Here is a 17,826-nt window from a genome sequence, read left to right on the forward strand (position 1 = left end):
CAACCACGTCAGGGTGCCTTCATCTTTCCCTTGCAACGAGGGTAACTCACACACCCTAAGAACCTGCCAAAGCGCCCCCGCCTTTCGACCAGCCAACCATTATCGCATGTTGGGCAACTCGGATACTCAGCACCACACCCACATGCCTTCAGCCCTGATTTGCCTTGCACCACGGGCATACCGTTGCCGCACCCCGAACAGGCATTCAGTGAAAACCCACACAGGTCTGCGTGTTCGCATTTATACCATGTGCGTCCATCCTTGGTTGGAACTGCAACGAGGTGACCGCCACATTCCCCGCAGGTATGGTTGGCTTGATCTTGCTCAACATCGCCGACGACCCCGTATTCAGGATCGTCCAACAACTCCGTTACAAATTCCGACTGCTTCGACGCGGCGCTCATCAATGTCACTGAATGACGCGCACGGGTGAGTGCGACATACATTACACGGCGTTCCTCGGCGTTCTCGAAAGGTTCGGCTTCAGGTGATACCAAGCTCAGGAGTGGATCGTCCACGATTTCCGACGGAAACCCTGTGCGACCCCGATAGAGATTCACAAGGATCACATGATCCGCCTCTTGCCCTTTGGATGAGTGGATTGTCTTGAACGCGATGTCGAGGCTTGGGAAGCCGCGTCGCAACTGTCGGAGATCGGACGGTTCGTTATACCTGTTACGTCCAAGGAGAAGCACCGATGACCTTTTACCCTCCGTCGCTGCGATATCGTGCAGTGACCGCAGCACCAGCCTCAGTTTCTCATCGGCATTATCACGCAACGTTGAAACCACCCTCAATGCTGGGACCTCAGTCGTGCCAGCGGGAATAACCGTCTTGTTCAACTGTGCAGGGTTCTGAAGAACGAACTTCTTGGCTGCATATGCAATCTGGTCCACCGACCGAAAAGTTCTGCCAAGATCGACGACACGATGGACATCAGACCGCCCATCAAAAACACCACCAAATTCCTGACCGAAACCGCGCATCAGATTGATGTCTGACCCCGCAAAGCGGTAGATGGATTGCCAGTCGTCACCGACCGCGAAAAGCCTTGCATCATCGTGCTGTGCCTTCAAAGCCTTGACCAAGCGCCCACGGCTGCGGGATATGTCCTGAAACTCATCCACCAATATGTGCTTGAATGGACTGTTATAGGTGCCACGTTCCACATAATCGGATGCCCGCAGGATCATGTCTTCGAAATCGATACGGCCATCCAAACGCTTCTGATACTCGGCGTAAAGCGGTGCAAAGATGGACAAGAACGCATTGGCCCGTTTGCCCAGTTTCATCTTCCCTGCTTTGTCAGCACATTCGGCCAACTGGTATCCGCCACCCTTGTAATGGCGTAGGAATGTCCCGATGAGTTGCACAAAGCTGTCAGCTTGCTTCATCTCGATCACGATATCGAACAGCGCCTCACGGGAACGGGGTTTGAGTTCCTCAAATGGTGCGATCTGTTCAGCCAACGATTCCAACAGACGACCCTCTTCCCGATCATAGCTGAAGGTCTCAATCAGTTGGGTATCATGCTTGGAGTGGACGCCGCGTTTCCATTCCATTCCCGTCAGATATTCTTCGCGGTCCACAAAGGGGGCCGTGGTTAGGTGGTATGTGCCATCTGCGGCTTTGGTCCGTCGCACACCAAAATGTTCGATGTAGATGCCGCTCTTCTTGAGGCGGAAGTCAGGGCAATAGTCACGATACCCACCCTCTGAAACTTTGTGTTCGTAGTCGGGTTCATATTCATATTCGACCCCGTTTTCGAACAGCCAGTTTGCGATCATCAACTCTTCGAAACTCTTAACCTGTTCGCCCTGAAGCGTCCGAAGGTCCAGCTTTTCGACATAGGTGTAATAGTTATGCTTTTTCTTGAAATCCCACTCACTCTTGCCTTCAAGACGGGCGTAGGAAAACCAACCGATGATTGACTTTGATACCTCAGCCACGCTGTGAACCAGCGCCCGCAGGATGTCTTTGATGAGTGCGAGAAAGGCTTTGTCATCGGTGGCGTGTGCCGCCAGTGCAGGTTTGCTACCTTCGACAACCCCAATGATGTCGTAGGCCAATGAGTGGAATGTGCGGGCTTCGAGAGGCTCACCACACCGTTCCTCAATCCGTTCTGACATCTCCTTTGCGGCTTCTCTTGCGAATGCCAGCAATAGGATTTCTTCTGGTTGTCGGATGCCCGATTTGATCAGGTAGCCAGCCTTAGCCGTGATGACGCTGGTCTTACCCGATCCTGCGCCTGCCAAAACCAGTGTGGCGTCTTCATCGGCGATGATCGATGTGCGCTGTTCGGGGGTCAGAGGATTGCTTTCGAAGGTATCAAAGAACGTTTGCCATTTGGGCAGTTGTTGATGTTCAAACTTCCTGATGGCGTCGTCGCGCATCGAACCTGCGTTTTGCAAAAACCCTTGGATTGTCCGAATTTGATTGAAAATCTCCTCGCCAACCGCCTCCTCGGAAAGTTTCGAAAGGAGTTGCTTATCCAGAACCCGTGCCTGTACGAGGGTGGGTGACACAATACATGCCGACGGATATCGCGTCGGCTGGAATAGCTCGGTTATGACGCGCAGAACTTCGTGAATGGCCAAACGTTCAGCATTGAACTTCGCAATGTTGTGGGCAGTCCAACCCGTCTTGACGCGGTCGCTGAATGATCGGGCGTCTTTGTGATTGGCACCCCGAAGCAAGACCTGAGTGCCCTTATCAACAGTTATTTTCAACGTGCTTCCGACAAACCCTCTCGTAACCAACGGAGGTGCTGAAAGGTCGGCGACTTGGATGTTTTGCTTACGCCTCGCATGGATGCTCACCACACCGTTTTCGTAATCAATGCTGCGGGCGTGGGTGCCAAACGGGTTCAACAGAAAACCTATCAATGGCTTGGGTTCAATACGCTTCAATCTCAAATCTCGTTTCTTATCATTCGGTTACGAACGTGCCGTGAATTTTGGTCAGGGTCATCCCTATTCCCTTAGACGCCCAGCGATCCGCAGTGCATTTTGTTCGACCAGCACTGCCACATGTTCGACCATGCCCCGCTCTGCACCTTGGTGCGCACAGACAGCCTCTACAGCTTCCACACGCTTTGCTACCATCGCATCGACAAGTTCCTGCACCCGCAATCGAATGCCCCGTGGGCTGAACCCTGCGGCGTCGGCGATCCGTTCCCAGTGCCGCCGTGCCATGTCAGCAGGCTGGCGTTTGCGCCCTCCCAGCTTCTGGGCATGGTATTGATTCACATGATCCCAATGCAGCACGGTCGATACGTCATAGAGCGGTGCCATCGTCGGCCCGCCGCTGAGAAGCATCGAGTAGTTTTTTGCATGTGCATCGGTGTTGGCGACAAGGATGTTAAAAATTACCTGATCTTGCAGCGTGAGCGCGTCCTGTGCAGGCAGATGTTGCGCGGTCATGAGAAGCCGATTGAGGTCTAAACCTGCCACGGTGCCCTGCTCATATTTCTGGCTTGGGAAGATACCGTTGGCCTGCGCGAAATCCTCTTGATGAAGGCGTCGTAGTGACCCGTCTTTACGTGTCGTCCGATCATACCGTGCAATTGTCAGTGCGGCCCTATCTCCAACGTCCATGATGCTGACATCTGCAACCGCCATTCCAATAAGTTTCGCCAATGTCAGGCAGTAGGCTTCGTTCTCAACGATGCCAGGAAGGTTTGGGTTGTCGGGTTTGATGATGATGGTCGATGGTGCACCTGACATCGGGATCGCAAGTTGATCGCCCTTTTCTGGCAACCCCAACTTAGGCGCACCTGCGGCATCCAACACTGCGAGTGCGGTCTTCTTTTGCCCCCCAGCAAGGGATAACCTGACACCATCCTCCCCTGCGAGGAACGGACGCTGGCCAAGGTCTTTGAAGTGCGCTGTCAGGGCGTCCTGTGGGTCCTCTGTGTCATAGTTGTCAGTGATGGGCCGATACGACCAAGCAGCCTTGTCACTGGGGTCACCGATTGAAATGGCACCTGCGGTGTCTCCGCCAATCTCCTTGAGAATTGCGAGTGCATCGGTCGATGACAGACCCAATGCCCTTGAGAGGGTCAGCAGCTGCTGTTCTTCAGGAAGAAGGTTCGCAAGCCATGGCGTTATGACATGATCTGGGTAAATTTCCTCGGTCAACGGAAGTGTCACGGACAGTGGGAAACTGCTCTTGGTGGCCAGCCATCGTTTGTTATAAACGAACGACAGCTTGCCATCGTTGTGAACATCAATTTGTCCAACACTGAAAGCTTCGTAGTATGTGGCCACCTGTTCAACGATAGTCATTAGTCATCATCCAGATCATAACCTTCGGTAGTCTTTGATGGGTTTCCCTCACGGCCTTGAATTGCAATTAGATCAGAAAGTTGCAGCCGCAGTGCCTTGGCTAATCCGACGAGGGTTGAGAGCTTCACATCCCTCGTTCCACGTTCGATGTGCGAAAGAGTAGGAACTGTCGCCCCTGATAGGCGTGACAGATCGTCCAGCGTTAGGTTCTGCGCCCTACGTTGGTGCCTGATCTGTTCGCCAATTTTCTGTGCCCATCGCGTTGTTTCTGGGTTGAGGCTCATAGCATAATCCTTATCATACATGATAAATTACGACAATTTCCGTCAAGAGTCATGCTTTTTTATCATCTGCGGTAAAAACCTACAGATCATCATGGAAAGGATGGATGTTTATCACTAACGATAAACGTGTCAGAATAAATCGAATGGCTTCCACTGCTACCAAAACCAACAGCACGAAGGCCCACAAGAGATTTTCGAAAGGGGCAATTAGATGAAGAGTAGCCTGCGCGGTCGCGTTAAGAACGTCGTCTTGTCCAAAGCAAATGGCCTTCTCCCTCTGTTTGAGGCGGTAGTCAATTCGATCCAAGCAATCGAAGATCGTTTCAAGACTGGGGTCGACATAAGTAATCGTGGCGAAATCAACATCTTCATCCGCCGCGAAGACAGCCAGAAGCAAATGGATTTAAGCCCAGGACGCCGCCCAGAACGCCCGATTACCTCCTTCGAAATCTTAGACAATGGTATTGGATTCAATGATGATAATTGGGGGTCCTTCCAAGAATTAGATTTTACCCGCAAGACAAAGCGTGGATGTAGAGGAGTGGGTCGCCTGACATGGCTGAAAGCGTTCTCTAAAGTTCGAATAGAGAGTTGGTATGATGATGTTGGCACGACCAAAGGACGTTGGTTTCAGTTCACTGCTGAGAACGAAGACGAACTCATCGACTTGCCAGAAGATACTCCCATCGGGCAAATCGGTTCAAAAGTAATCTTATCGAACTTCCAGACGCAATACGCCCAGTCTGTCGAGAAAACCGCAGAGGCTATTGCACCCAAGTTGTTAGAGCATCTGTTGTGGTATTATGTCCGATCAGCAGGAGTGCCCAAAGTTATCGTGCACGACGACGACATTGAAAACCCTCTGGAACTAAACAAAATTTTCGAAATTGAAATGCTCTCTGACTCAAAGGACGACGACCTTGAGATCAATGGCGTGAAATTCAATGTGACCCATGTCAAACTACGAGCAAAGGCATCGCGGAAACATGTCATCGCCTACTGCGCAGCCCAGAGACTTGTGAAAGAAGAACCTCTCGATATCGCAGGGCTTAGCAATAGTATTTCAGACCAGAACGGTCCTTTCCGATACGCAGGATATGTTGTGGGTGAATACTTAGACCAACGGGTCCATCCTGAACGCACAGATATCGAAATGGATGAGGAAAACACAGGGCTGTTCGCTTCGTCAGAAGTGTCTCGATCCGACCTGAGGGACGGTCTAAGGCCATTAATTGAAGCATATCTTGGAGATGCATTGGAGGAAAACCTATCTGAGGGGCGTAAAAGGCTGGACACCTACGTTAGCCAGATTGCCCCTCAGTATCTTCCCATCGTCAAAAACCTACCAAAGGGGTCGATATCGGTCGATCCTGCGGTGACGGACGCACACCTCGACAAGTTACTCCACGGTAAAAAATATGAAGTTGAACAGGCGCTTCTTAAGAAGGGAGAAAAACTGCTCAAGCCTGATCTTTCTGACAATCACGCGGAATACAGTGAACGCGTCAGCGAATACATGACCGAACTGGATCAGGTGAAACAGTCGGACCTCGCCGCCTATGTTGCACATCGACGAGTTGTCATTGACCTGCTTCGCAATGCCATGAAAATACAAGAAGACGGAAAGTATGCTCGTGAAGAGGTTCTACACTCACTCATCATGCCGTTAGGAACGACAAGCGAGGACCTTGAAAGTCTGCGGGGCAGCAATCTTTGGTTGCTTGATGAACGGCTTGCATTTCACCAGCATTATCTTGGATCAGACAAGTCTTTAGCATCGATACCAGTCACGGGTGCAGGCGGTGGTAAAGAACCTGACTTGATGGGTTTGAACGTTTATGAGAACCCGCATGCCTTCTCAGATACAGACGGTGGCAATCATGCCGCGATTACAATCGTTGAGATCAAAAGACCGATGTTGGGTGGACATCGTGATGGTGAAGAATCTGATCCTATTGCTCAAGCCTACGGCTACCTGAGGCGGATCAGAGAGGGTGGCGTCTTGAGTAATACTAATCGCCATGTGCTGAAAGCACACAGTCTCCCAGCACATGTTTACGTAATTGCCGATCTGACCAAATCTTTGAGGCTCCTATGCGAAGACAAAGGTCTACGCGAAACACCTGATGGACTGAGCTACTTTGGGTTTAATCCAAACCCATCAATCCAAGCATATACGGAAGTGATCGATTTTCAGGGGCTGCTTTCACATGCAACAGAACGCAATTCGGCTTTCTTCCACCAACTGGGCCTTCCGTCCTCCCGTTAATTCATTTTTTTAGGTATTTGTATCCATGTCCCAAACGACCCAACGATTTTCCAGTGAAACGCCGCCAATCCATCACCTGATCCAAGAAATCGATATGGGCACTTTGGGCCTTCCAGACCTTCAACGCCCGTTCGTATGGAAACGGTCCCGCATCCGTGACCTGTTCGATTCACTCTACAAAGGCTTCCCCGCTGGATACTTTCTGTTCTGGAACACGCAAAAACAGGTCGATAGTCATTCGATTGGCAGCGGCACTGAAAGTCGTGCAAACCAGAAGATGATCGTTGATGGGCAACAACGCCTGACCAGCCTCTATGCTGTGATGAAAGGCAAGCCGATCCTCAACGAGGCCAACGAAGATCAGTTGATCAAGATTGCCTTCAACCCGCTGACCGAGGAGTTCTCGGTCGCGAACGCTTCATCAGACAACAACCCTGAGTTCATATCGAACATCTCCGATATCTGGGCTTCGGGAAAGGGAACGTTCAGTTTCATCAACGATTTCATAAATCAGCTTGCTGCGACCCAAGACCTAGATGAAGCGCAACGTTCGATGATTGCAGATAACATCCAGCAACTTGAGAACATCCGCAATTACCAGTTCTCGGTTCTCGTTCTTTCTGCTGAACTTGATGTTGATACTGTTGCCGAGATTTTTCAACGGATCAACGCTGGTGGAATCCCACTCAACTCCGCTGACTTCATCCTCACGCTGATGTCCGTTTACTGGGTCGAAGGTCGCCATCAACTTGAAGACTTCTCCCGTCAGGCAAAAATACCGTCAGCGGATCATGGCGCATCAGCCTACAACGTCTTCCACGCCCCTGCACCAGATCAGATGCTACGGGTAGCGGTCGGCTTGGGCCTGAAGCGTGGTGTGTTGCAGAACGCATATCAAGTGCTTCGTGGACGCGATCCTGTTGAGAAGAAGGTAAAAGAAGACCTGCGAGAAGCCCGTTTCACCGACCTACAAAATGCGCAGGCGAAGGTCCTTAACCTTACCGACTGGCATGAATATATCACCTGTATCAAAGCCGCTGGGTTTAGGTCGAAGTCGATGCTCACATCAGCAAACAACTTCCTCTACGGCTACCTCATCTATCTGGTCGGCAAGCATGAGTTTGGTGTTGAACGACGGACGCTACGCAATGTGATGAGCCGATGGTTCTTCATGAGTGCGCTCACAGGGCGATACACGGGTAGTCCAGAAACGGTCTTGGAAGCGGACCTACGACGCTTTCAGCAGGTAGAACAAACACCCGATGCCTTCGTGCAATTACTGGACACAGTGATTTCGAACCAACTGACCGACGACTACTGGCGTGTGACGTTGCCCGAACAACTGGATAGCTCAAGTGCTTACAGTCCATATCTCTTCGGTTACCACGCCGCGTTGAACCTCCTTGGAGCGACCGCGCTGTTTTCGACTGTTAGGATCAGTGACCTGCTCGACCCAGCCGTATCGGGGACAAAATCGCCTGTGGAACGGCACCATCTTTTTCCAAAGGCATACCTGCGCAGCGTCGGCTTCAGCGGCACCTACCGCCTGAATCAGATTGCCAACTACGCCTTTGTTGAATGGGCGGACAACATTGCCATATCGGACAATGCTCCCAACGATTACTTCCCAGACCTGTTCGACGAGTTGACTGACCAAGAGAAGGCCAATGCTTCTTACTGGCATGCCCTTCCAGATAAGTGGCACAACCTCGATTACCTCGACTTCATCGCTCAGAGACGAAAGCTGATCGCTGACGTTATCCGTGATGGGTTCAAGGTTTTGACTGGCGATGTAGTGCCACACACGGGCGCAAAGGCAGCCCCGTCTGTTGCCGAATTGCTGGCCGATATGGAAACCCTACGCATAGAGTTTAAGTCCACCGCACGTGTGCCGTTGTCGTCGGACGTGCCAGAGAAGGTTATTAACGAAAGTGTCATCAAAACAGTGGCCGCGTTTATGAACTCTGAAGGTGGCACACTCGGCGTCGGGATATCTGACGATGGTGATCTGTTGGGCATTCAACCCGATCTCGATTTCAAGAAACAAGACTTGGATGGATACCAGAACTGGTTGTCTACCCTCTTCATGAACGCCATCGGCCAAGCCGTTGTCGCCAAAGGTGTCAACATCCGCTTCGAAACGGTCGAAGACTGCGTGGTTTGTTTGGTCGATGTCAGCAAATCGTCGTCACCCGTTTATGCCGACACGATCAAGGGCAAAGAAACATTCTACATCCGCGTTGGAAATACGACCCGCATTCTGACAGGTGCAGAGATGGTCAAATACACCAAAGAACATTTCTGACGATTGCGCGGCGGCTCGACATGGCCGATCCAAACAACTGATACTCGCTATTCAGCCATCATCTTGTCAAAAGCATACGTGCAACTTCCGCATAGCTCTCCGTCATATTCTTCAATGGGGATATGTTCATGGCATCGACGACAGGTATTATCGACGGTCACACCACAAGCGAAGCAAATACCATTGGTGTCTTCATCGATGAAGGTGTCCAGATAAGCACCCTCACCGCATTCAGGGCAATCGCCAATCGGTGACTCTTGCCCTTCCTTTGCAGCGATGTATGCGTCAACTTCGTAGCTGGTCTGCACGATCATGGTCATTACTGCTCCATGATCGATATCTTCGTTGCATTGAACACACCGCCCCTCAACATCCGAATGATGAGTGTTTGTGGGGTTATCCTGTGCGATCAAAGAAGACTGGCAGTTTGGACACGACATTCGATCCAATGCCGAAACTTCTGCTGGCCACACTACTGGTGTCCAAGTCTCGGCACATTCAAGTTGCAACTTCTCGAATATTGCGCGTTCGGCGACCATCACGTCCCATACGGTGGGCAGATGGTGCTGGGGATCCTCGTCTAGTATTTTGAAGAAATCCACAATCATCGGGAACGACGACGCGATGGCCTCACGTAGGGCTGCCACTGGTTCCGCCAAATGGTAATGTTCAAGGTTATTTCTGTATTGCTGCAACTTGCTAATATCAACTTTGGGCCAAGGCAGATTAAAGTCCTTGAACCGTTTCTTGAGTGTGCCAAGGTCAACAGTCGTGTATCCGTCTACGACATGATCGACTCCACCAGAACTGTTCGGGATCGGCTTGAAACGCGCACCCACGATAGTCATGGCTTCAGCAGCGGGAGCGGTGGATACGAGGCATTCCTTGGCAAGTAACAGCAGTCCTGCGTAATAGTTGCGGGCCGCGCTCATCATTCGATCATCATCATCGGTCTTGAAATCTTCAATCCCCAATCTGATAGATGTTATGGCATTGTCAAAAATCTCAGACATTTACTATTGATCCCAGACGAATAAGGTCAACGTCTATGACGCCGCGCTCATCAATCGATAAACTGATGACCGTGCAATGCCTAGAGACTCGCCAATTTTAGTTGGAGACAAACCTTCGTCATGCAATCGGCGAATATCGTTCGGGTCAATGCTTGGCGGTCGGCCTTTGAATGGACTGTCATCACCCTTTGCCAACGCAGCATCGATCCCTTCGCGCTGGCGTTCCGCACGAATACTGGCCTCGAACTCGCCAAACGCACCCAACATCGTAAAAAATAATTTTCCCGTGGGTGTCGTCGTATCGATGGGCTGCTCCAGAACCTTCAACCCCACGCCCTTCTGGTCCAAGGTCTCGGCGATCTGTAAGAGGTCACGAGTTGAACGTGCTAACCTATCCAGACGAGTACAGACGACGGTATCCCCTTTACGGATGCCACGTGCCAGCAGGTCTTCCAATGCGGCGCGGCCTTCGCGTTTCCGTCCCGATGCTTTTTCAAGATAGAGATGTTCCTTCGCGACACCAGCATTGGTCAAGGCACTGATCTGGATGTCCAGTGACTGTGATCGTGAACTGACTCGTCCGTATCCTATAAGCTCTCCCAAAAGCGTCCTCCCGTCCGATTTGACTATCCGATTAACACCTACCGTCCGATAAGTGATTCGATAAGTCTAAAAGGACATTTTTGGCTCAATATTGGGCGTAGTGTCAGATTATACTCACTTCGGACACACCAGGTTGTAAGGCTCCACCACGCATCCGCCGTTTCCACATCACCAGACCTCAACACGCTCCAGCCCAATGATCTTTTGTGTCCAACCCGTCAGTTCCTGCGCAACAACGATCATCAACGATAACAAGCCGACGCCTTGCCAACGCCCAAACACACGGGACTGAGCAAGTTCGGCCACATCTTCATTCATCACAAAAACTGTTGAGGCCAACCAGTCACGATCATTGTCATCTGACCAGATATCTATCAACAAGGCACCATCGGGGGCATTCTTGAGTGGTGCATCTAAATAGACTGGCACGTGTGCGAGAAGGTCTCGACCATCTTCAACACGGTGGTATCGCGCTGTAACGGCAATACGGTTGCCTTGATCCAACGACAACACTTCGAATAGTTCTGGGTCAGGGTATTGATACGGGGCATATATCTTCATCGGTCTTCTCCATTCATTGACATGGATATTTATCGTCAGACATTGCTGCCCTGATCACGTTTCCAAACAGGAAGGCATTTTATGCGGGGGTGGTGGGTGTCACGTCAAAACTGCCAGATCATGTGATTGCTCTTAAATATACTTAGTAGGGCCACACAAACTGGCAGGAATTTTCCAAAGGCAGTCATCAGCTTGTTCGGCACCCGCAGGGTGTCGAGAAGTGTTTTGATCTGAATAGACCGTTTGGGGCGTCGGCCCAAATGTTTGGTGATGCGATTGAAACGGGTGGTGGCGCAGCCACCATCGTTTCTGAGTGTTACCGTCCATAAAGACATGGCGCGGTGTATGACACCAAATTAGATCAACCAACCTCCTGACGACGCCACGGCCACGTTTGATCATAGGCCCCATCGATCAATGCATCAGAGGGGAACACATCTCGGCCCTCAACATTGACATCATCAAGAATGCCCGCAGCATCGGCCTGTTGATCAATCAGCCTATCGAAGCAAACGTCGACGTTGTGCATCTGGTCATCTTCATGATCGCGTTCGTGAACACGGATACTCTGTCGAACCTGACTCTTACGTTTGTCCCGACGACGTGGGGCGTCCTCAATCTGCTCTATCTGGAATGCAAAATCATGCCACGGCCCGTTCGTCATATGCGTCCACAACGCCGATGGCACGTAAACGATGTGACGTTTGCCAGTGTAGCGATACCCAAGGTTGCGACCCACAGTTTGATTGAATTGATCCACATGATGCAATCGAATGGCCGACCTGATGTTGAAGATCATGTTGATCGCCTGCAACTCCGCATACTCTGTCGGGCTAATCGAATTGATCAGTTGAAGGATGTTCTCTTCGGCCAGATGGTTCACCCCCTTGGCGGACACATGTGGAGTAGATCGGTCAAGATCGGCACATTTATTGGCGATGACGAAAAGGTCCAGATCGGCTTCGTGTTCTCGGACTTGGGTCGCGACCTGACTATTCCCTTTTGCTGATAGATTACCGACAACATGCAATTCGACGACACCATTGGGATGGATGCCATCTGATAAGTCGAGAACAACCGTGCGCGGCTGATCGTGTTCCGAAATCTGGAACACCTCAACAGGCAACGCCTCGGTCGTTAACATTGCAGTGTGGTGTGCAAGTCCCCGCCACCAAGCCCTTTTCTGATACGCAAAGTTCATTCGATGGGTGGGTGCATACATCTCCCAAGTTTGGCCATCGTGGGATTGGCCGTATGCTTCCAACGCACCAACGCCGACGCAGTTTTCAGACGAGAAACCATTGCGTCGGATCGCAAGTGCCTCATCAAAGGCCACTTTGCCAACCGTTCGATTGCAATAGTCTTCCCAATGATCATACGCATCTCCGAGGTGGATGTGCTTGTCGTCCCAAACAGACGCTCGGTCTGCGAACAACGCTTCGCACCACTCAACTTCGCTTCGGTCATGCAGACGGATCAGATGCTTGAGTGCGATTTCGTCTTGCACGGCCACGATCAGCTTTGTCGCTTCTTCCAACTTCCATAGTTGATCAAGATCAGTGTGGAAAAAGTTGGGATGCGACAAGAACCGTGAAAGGCCACCCTCGGTCCACTGATGCAATACGTCATGGACCATAAACAACACGACGACACATCCCGCAGGGGCGGTTCGTAACGGTTCCAACATCTCCTGATGTAGATGCACCATCTGCTGCCACACCTTCGGCTGCTGGACTTGGATCGTGCCAAGGACCGAACTGTAACTGCCCTTCGCAGCGATATCGGCGACGATCTTATGGCCCTGCCAGTCTTCGCCAAAGATGGCTTCCAGCGCAGCACCGTAAAGTCGGTCAAAAGACTTGAACACAAGACCGATAGCGGTATTGGGTCGGTGCATCCGATTGAACTGGGCGCATTTGTCCTCCGCCTGTTCATATCCTGACGTTGCCACAGCAGACACAGCCGCTTTGATCAGATCAATCTCATAGCTGGACGCACTCTCCCGTGCTTTAATAAGGGTATTCTTGGTCTGCGTCACAAGGTCTGGAAGCACCTGCATCATCGCAGTCGTCTTACCAAACCCAGCAGGCCCCTTGACCATGACCACAGCATTGTCAGCGGTTGCACGTCGCAGTTCGCGTTCAAATTCATTCCGCGCTGTCAGAACATCCGACACACTCAAATCCGCACTCAAAATAGGAACAGCAATCACATCATCGGTGTCATCACTGGCAACATCGGGATTGAGCTTACGCCATTCTCGCCGCCATCTTTGGACATGAAACTTCAGTGGCAAACCGATATTCGGAATCTGTGTGAGCTTCCTCCCACCACCAAAGATCGGGACGCTCATGTCCGCAAAGACTACTCCACCAGGGTTCTTGTCATTTGCGTCGCCAAACATTTTCAACACAACGCCGTGTCCCGATGTCTCGAAGTGACTGACGCAGGGATATCCATCAGACCCAACAATCTTTCGGAATTGCTGGTCAGCGCGATCCAAACAAAACGCCTGTTCGTCTTCATTCACCCAAGAAGAAATGAATCCACTGCGTGATTGTTTTGATCGCCTCTCTGCCTCCCTAACATCTTGTGCTTGGCTGACATTTATTTCATCGAACATGAACGTGTTCGCCCCTCTTGGGGCCTGCAACAAAACCTCTTCATACAACACTGACTGATTGATTTGACGACCGTCGGGGACCCCGAACAGATGACTACGCCCGTCTTTGACAAGCCTCATGCCGTTGGGCAGTCGTCTAAATTGCTCAGGTTGACGCATTCCCTTATCAGGTTCCAATTCGCCCAATGGCAGAAGTTCTCCGAATGCCTGAACCAACCTGTCATGGGCCACCGCATATGTAGGGCGAAAATGATCACGAAGTCCTGGATGTGATGCACAGAAGGTCGAGGTATCGAAGGCAAAATGGAAGTGAAGGCTTTTGTCACCAGAGTAGACGACGCACAGCCCCCTGAAATCCGCGAACCGTTTTGCCCACCTGATGATCTCCTGAATCTTTTGACTGTGCCTTTCATTTCCAGAACGCCGCAACCAGTCGAACTGTTCTTCAAGAACCATCACACGCTTGGACTCATCCCAGTCTTTCGGTGGGTCAAATTCGATAGTTAAGACGGTGGTTGCACCGAAGACACATCGTTCAGATGGCATCTGGAAATCATCCTCATCCGCGTTCCAAAAGCGCATCGCGTTGGTGAAATAAGTCTGTCGCCGAGGTGGTTGATACAATCCAGTCAGATCATCTTTGAAGTCTTCCAACATCATCAGTGTTGGCGACTGACTGCGCCGTTCGATATGGATGTTGTCGGAGACGCAGATGTAACTGGGCCGTAGCAGCAACTCAGTTGGGTCCACCGTGACCCCTGATAGCTGGTCTGCGATGGGGGACTGATCTGGGTTAACAGGAGCAAGAAGTGAACGACCGTCCGCATCCATGATCAAGTTGGGTGCAATCAGTTTTGACCAAAACGCATTGCGGGGGGTCGTGACCGCTTTCTTCAACTGCGCCAAAGCCTTCTTTGAAAGCTTCGGGGCATAGAATTGATCCAACAATGCAATCTGATGTTCTTGTTGTTTGGGTGTCATCAACCTGCTTCCACGTTTGACACATCAGTGCATCCAACCTCAGTATTTACCGCAGGTGGCAGACATGGCGGACAGTGGGGGTGATCCAAACGACCAAGGCGCTGTTTGTCAGAGCGTGACGACAACTTATCCATCAGCATTACACGTGTATTTGGGTCAGGACGACGAGCCGCCTCTGGCCATGTCGCTTCTTCCGCAGCATCGGCTTTGACTTGATCGATGTAGTCCTGATGTTCGATCAGTTCTTCCAAACGCGCACCCAATTCCTTGGGCAGACCTGTCAACAAACGGCGGCCCCAATGTGCGTATCCATCCATCAGAATTTTATCGCTGATCGTTTCTTCCCAAGGCCCTTCATAGTCGAGGATATCAACCCATCCGCCATCCTGACGGACTTCAACACTTTCAAATTCCGTGGGGCAAATCGGCCCATTGGCAAAATACCAAGTCCGCGCCTTTGCCATGCCACCGCCCGACGCAATCAGTTCTTTCATTGCGTATGAAGCAATATTCGACTTAGCCCAACGCATCCACTTGGTTACACGGCTGCGGTCGAGATCAATCGTAATTCGGACTTTATACTTATTGGGAAACATCGGCACCTGATCGCGTGGTCCGAGTCGTATTTTGCGGCCTTTCAAAAAGTCTGGTGTCGCAAACTTCGCCTTACATAAGCCGTGACCAACGCCCGTTTTATCCGTTGTCAAATTGACCGCGTTAACAGATCGGGAGACAGTCACAGGCATTTCACCCTTTGTCAGCCCTTCGGACATAATCGCTTTCATATAGCTGATGGATGTAAAGTGATACAATTTCATAGTGTGGTCTCCTTCTGATCGGTGTTGATGTCTCCTTCGCCCTTTGACGCTTTGGATACTTTGTTGAGTGCGCTGGCAGCGCGGGTCTTTTGTTCGGCGCTTTGAGTGTAGCGGGTCACTTCTTTGGAGGTTCTGTGACCAGTGATCGCCATGATCTCCTGCTCGGTGCAGCCATTCTCGGCCAACACAGCAGATGCCGTTTTACGCAGACCATGAACCGACAAACCTTCAAGCCCTGCATCTCTGCACCACTTGCGAAAGCGGTTGCCAAACCCATCGCCAGTAAACGGACGACCAAACTCGGTCAGGATGAACGTGTCCTGCCCCGTTGGTGACGCATCAATGATGCTGCGTAATTCAGGAATGATCGGAACCCAGAGGGAAACCCTCTTGCCAGGACGATTGCGGTTCTTATGCTGAATAAACTCAAGCCCCTCGCGCCCATGATGGGATTTGATATGGGCAGGACCGAGGCGCACAAGATCACCGCGCCGTTGACCCGTGTAGAGCGCCAATGCCATGGTAAGGCGGGCCATGCTGCCAATCGGGTGGTAATCTTCGAACGCCTTCACGTCCTCCGCAGCCCACGCCTTGAAGCCCTCGACTGACCCAGGAAGCAACGATACTTCCTTGATCGGGTTCACATCATGATAGCCATATTCGACCGCATAATTGTAAACTTGGCGCAGGGCCTTCACCATCCCATTGGCGGCTTCTGGTCGGTCTGCCATGGCATCGCGGCGGTGCATGATGTGACGCGGCTCAAGCAAGGCAAAAGGCTTGTCCCCATCGTCTTCATTCTGACAAAACCGATCGAGGATTTGCTGACGAACACGGCGAGTGCGGGGTGCCAAAGCTTGGTAGGCTGAAGACTGATAGTATTTCCCGATCAAATCGCGGATCGACCCAGTTTTCACCGTGCTAAGAACAGGCTTCCCACGTTCTTTGGGATCGTGTCCAGACATGGCCATCTGATAATCGGCAATGAACTCGGCTGAGCCAATTGGACCACGCAGGCGGAATTTTTTCCCGCCATGACGATAATACAGTCGAACATTGCCGCGACGATCACGGTCTTGGGTGACATAAGGCAAACGAATGGTCATCTCGGTCTCCTCAATTCCATGGGTTGTCATCAGGGGTCGCAGCCAGTGTCTCGAACGCAGCATCAAGTGCGTTGAGGTCCCAGATGCGACGCGAGAATGCTTTGAGTGGCTTGGGGATTTTCCCTTGGGCCACCAACCGATCCAACGTTGTGGGGCTGATGCCGATGTAGCTGGCCGCTTCAACCCGTGTCAGGCCACGCTTCGGTGTGGGTGCCTTGTGCGCCCGCTCACGAATGTTCCCCAATTTCTCAAGGGCTTCGGCGGCGGCAACGAGGCTTGTTGCAGCTTTCGTAAGGACCATTTCCGAGGTGGTGTTGTCACTTGGATTTGCCATTTTCATACCAATCCCTCCTGACGCAAAGCTGGCGTGGGAAGAATGTTGACGAGGAACATCATTCGGTCAGAAATGCGTTCCATCGCACGAGGAAATCGTTCCCTGAGGTCCTGAACATTGAGGTCAAAATAGTCGATTTTGCGTCCCGTGTGCCCAATGACCGTGTGGTTGAAGAAGACAGGTGCGTCATCGTCAGGCAAAACGATGTGTGCAAACAAAGGCTCCGCCCCACTCAACGAAAGCTCGGACGCCCAATCAATGGCGTATTCGGCTTTGGTCGCGGACCAAGGCATCACAAGGTTGTGGTGGCTGAGTAGCCGCACAGCGACCAAGCTGAGCCGACTTGATTGCGGCCAAAGCTGAACCAGTAAAATACGCCCGCCGCATTGCAGCTTCTTGGCGGTTTCATCATCTGTGGTGTCGATCTCTTTGTCTGCTGATGCGACGATCATCGCATCAACCTTTGCCATCTGCGGCGATAGAATTGCATCTTTGGCGATGGCTGCTCGGATAACCTCCGTGATTTCAATTGTGTTGCAAGTATCTGTATCCAATGACGTTCTCCTTTGTTGTCTGAACGTCTTGAGGTATAAGGGGGTGAGCAAAACCAGACATCGGGGGATAAATCCCTTGAAACTCACCC

At 51.4% G+C, this 17,826-nt stretch carries 13 protein-coding genes; 2 read left to right on the forward strand and 11 right to left on the reverse strand.

What is annotated here, in order from left to right:
* Positions 1-8 precede the first annotated feature (8 nt).
* The 3 genes from AC2FH9_RS03585 to AC2FH9_RS03595 form a co-directional block, all read right to left on the reverse strand.
* Positions 9-2,909, reverse strand: coding sequence for a UvrD-helicase domain-containing protein (locus AC2FH9_RS03585; protein ID WP_496870809.1), 2,901 nt, complete (start codon positions 2,907-2,909; stop codon positions 9-11).
* Positions 2,910-2,972: 63 nt separating this feature from the next.
* Positions 2,973-4,286: a type II toxin-antitoxin system HipA family toxin gene (locus AC2FH9_RS03590; protein ID WP_496870811.1), complete on the reverse strand. Its 1,314-nt coding sequence runs from the start codon at positions 4,284-4,286 to the stop codon at positions 2,973-2,975.
* Positions 4,286-4,591, reverse strand: coding sequence for a helix-turn-helix domain-containing protein (locus tag AC2FH9_RS03595; RefSeq protein WP_496870813.1), 306 nt, complete (start codon positions 4,589-4,591; stop codon positions 4,286-4,288). The genes AC2FH9_RS03590 and AC2FH9_RS03595 overlap by 1 nt, the downstream gene beginning before the upstream one ends.
* A gap of 190 nt (positions 4,592-4,781) precedes the next feature.
* On the opposite strand from AC2FH9_RS03595, the gene AC2FH9_RS03600 reads away from it, so the two are divergent.
* Complete coding sequence (locus AC2FH9_RS03600; RefSeq protein ID WP_496870815.1) at positions 4,782-6,839, forward strand: hypothetical protein; 2,058 nt, start codon at positions 4,782-4,784, stop codon at positions 6,837-6,839.
* 25 nt (positions 6,840-6,864) lie between these two features.
* Positions 6,865-9,144: a GmrSD restriction endonuclease domain-containing protein gene (locus tag AC2FH9_RS03605; RefSeq protein ID WP_496870818.1), complete on the forward strand. Its 2,280-nt coding sequence runs from the start codon at positions 6,865-6,867 to the stop codon at positions 9,142-9,144.
* Between the two features lie 47 nt (positions 9,145-9,191).
* On the opposite strand, the gene AC2FH9_RS03610 is transcribed toward AC2FH9_RS03605, so the two are convergent.
* The 8 genes from AC2FH9_RS03610 to AC2FH9_RS03645 all read right to left on the reverse strand — a co-directional run bounded on the left by AC2FH9_RS03610 (position 9,192) and on the right by AC2FH9_RS03645 (position 17,824).
* Positions 9,192-10,157 carry a hypothetical protein gene (locus AC2FH9_RS03610; RefSeq protein ID WP_496870819.1) on the reverse strand — a complete coding sequence of 322 codons (966 nt, stop codon included), beginning with the start codon at positions 10,155-10,157 and terminating at the stop codon, positions 9,192-9,194.
* 33 nt (positions 10,158-10,190) lie between these two features.
* A complete protein-coding gene (locus AC2FH9_RS03615) occupies positions 10,191-10,760 on the reverse strand; it encodes a recombinase family protein (protein WP_496870821.1) in 570 nt (189 codons plus the stop codon).
* 168 nt (positions 10,761-10,928) lie between these two features.
* Positions 10,929-11,321, reverse strand: a complete 393-nt coding sequence (locus AC2FH9_RS03620; protein ID WP_496870823.1) for a hypothetical protein — start codon at positions 11,319-11,321, stop codon at positions 10,929-10,931.
* A 361-nt stretch (positions 11,322-11,682) separates the two neighbouring features.
* A complete protein-coding gene (locus AC2FH9_RS03625; RefSeq protein WP_496870825.1) occupies positions 11,683-14,925 on the reverse strand; it encodes a hypothetical protein in 3,243 nt (1,080 codons plus the stop codon).
* Complete coding sequence (locus tag AC2FH9_RS03630) at positions 14,925-15,743, reverse strand: hypothetical protein (RefSeq protein WP_496870827.1); 819 nt, start codon at positions 15,741-15,743, stop codon at positions 14,925-14,927. Before AC2FH9_RS03630 ends, AC2FH9_RS03625 begins: the two co-directional genes overlap by 1 nt.
* Positions 15,740-16,879 carry a tyrosine-type recombinase/integrase gene (locus tag AC2FH9_RS03635; RefSeq protein ID WP_496870829.1) on the reverse strand — a complete coding sequence of 380 codons (1,140 nt, stop codon included), beginning with the start codon at positions 16,877-16,879 and terminating at the stop codon, positions 15,740-15,742. Before AC2FH9_RS03635 ends, AC2FH9_RS03630 begins: the two co-directional genes overlap by 4 nt.
* A complete protein-coding gene (locus tag AC2FH9_RS03640; RefSeq protein WP_496870831.1) occupies positions 16,860-17,189 on the reverse strand; it encodes a helix-turn-helix transcriptional regulator in 330 nt (109 codons plus the stop codon). The genes AC2FH9_RS03635 and AC2FH9_RS03640 overlap by 20 nt, the downstream gene beginning before the upstream one ends.
* Positions 17,186-17,824, reverse strand: a complete 639-nt coding sequence (locus AC2FH9_RS03645; protein ID WP_496870833.1) for a hypothetical protein — start codon at positions 17,822-17,824, stop codon at positions 17,186-17,188. The genes AC2FH9_RS03640 and AC2FH9_RS03645 overlap by 4 nt, the downstream gene beginning before the upstream one ends.
* Positions 17,825-17,826: the final 2 nt, after the last annotated feature.

This window comes from Ruegeria sp. CDSC081 (assembly GCF_059610485.1).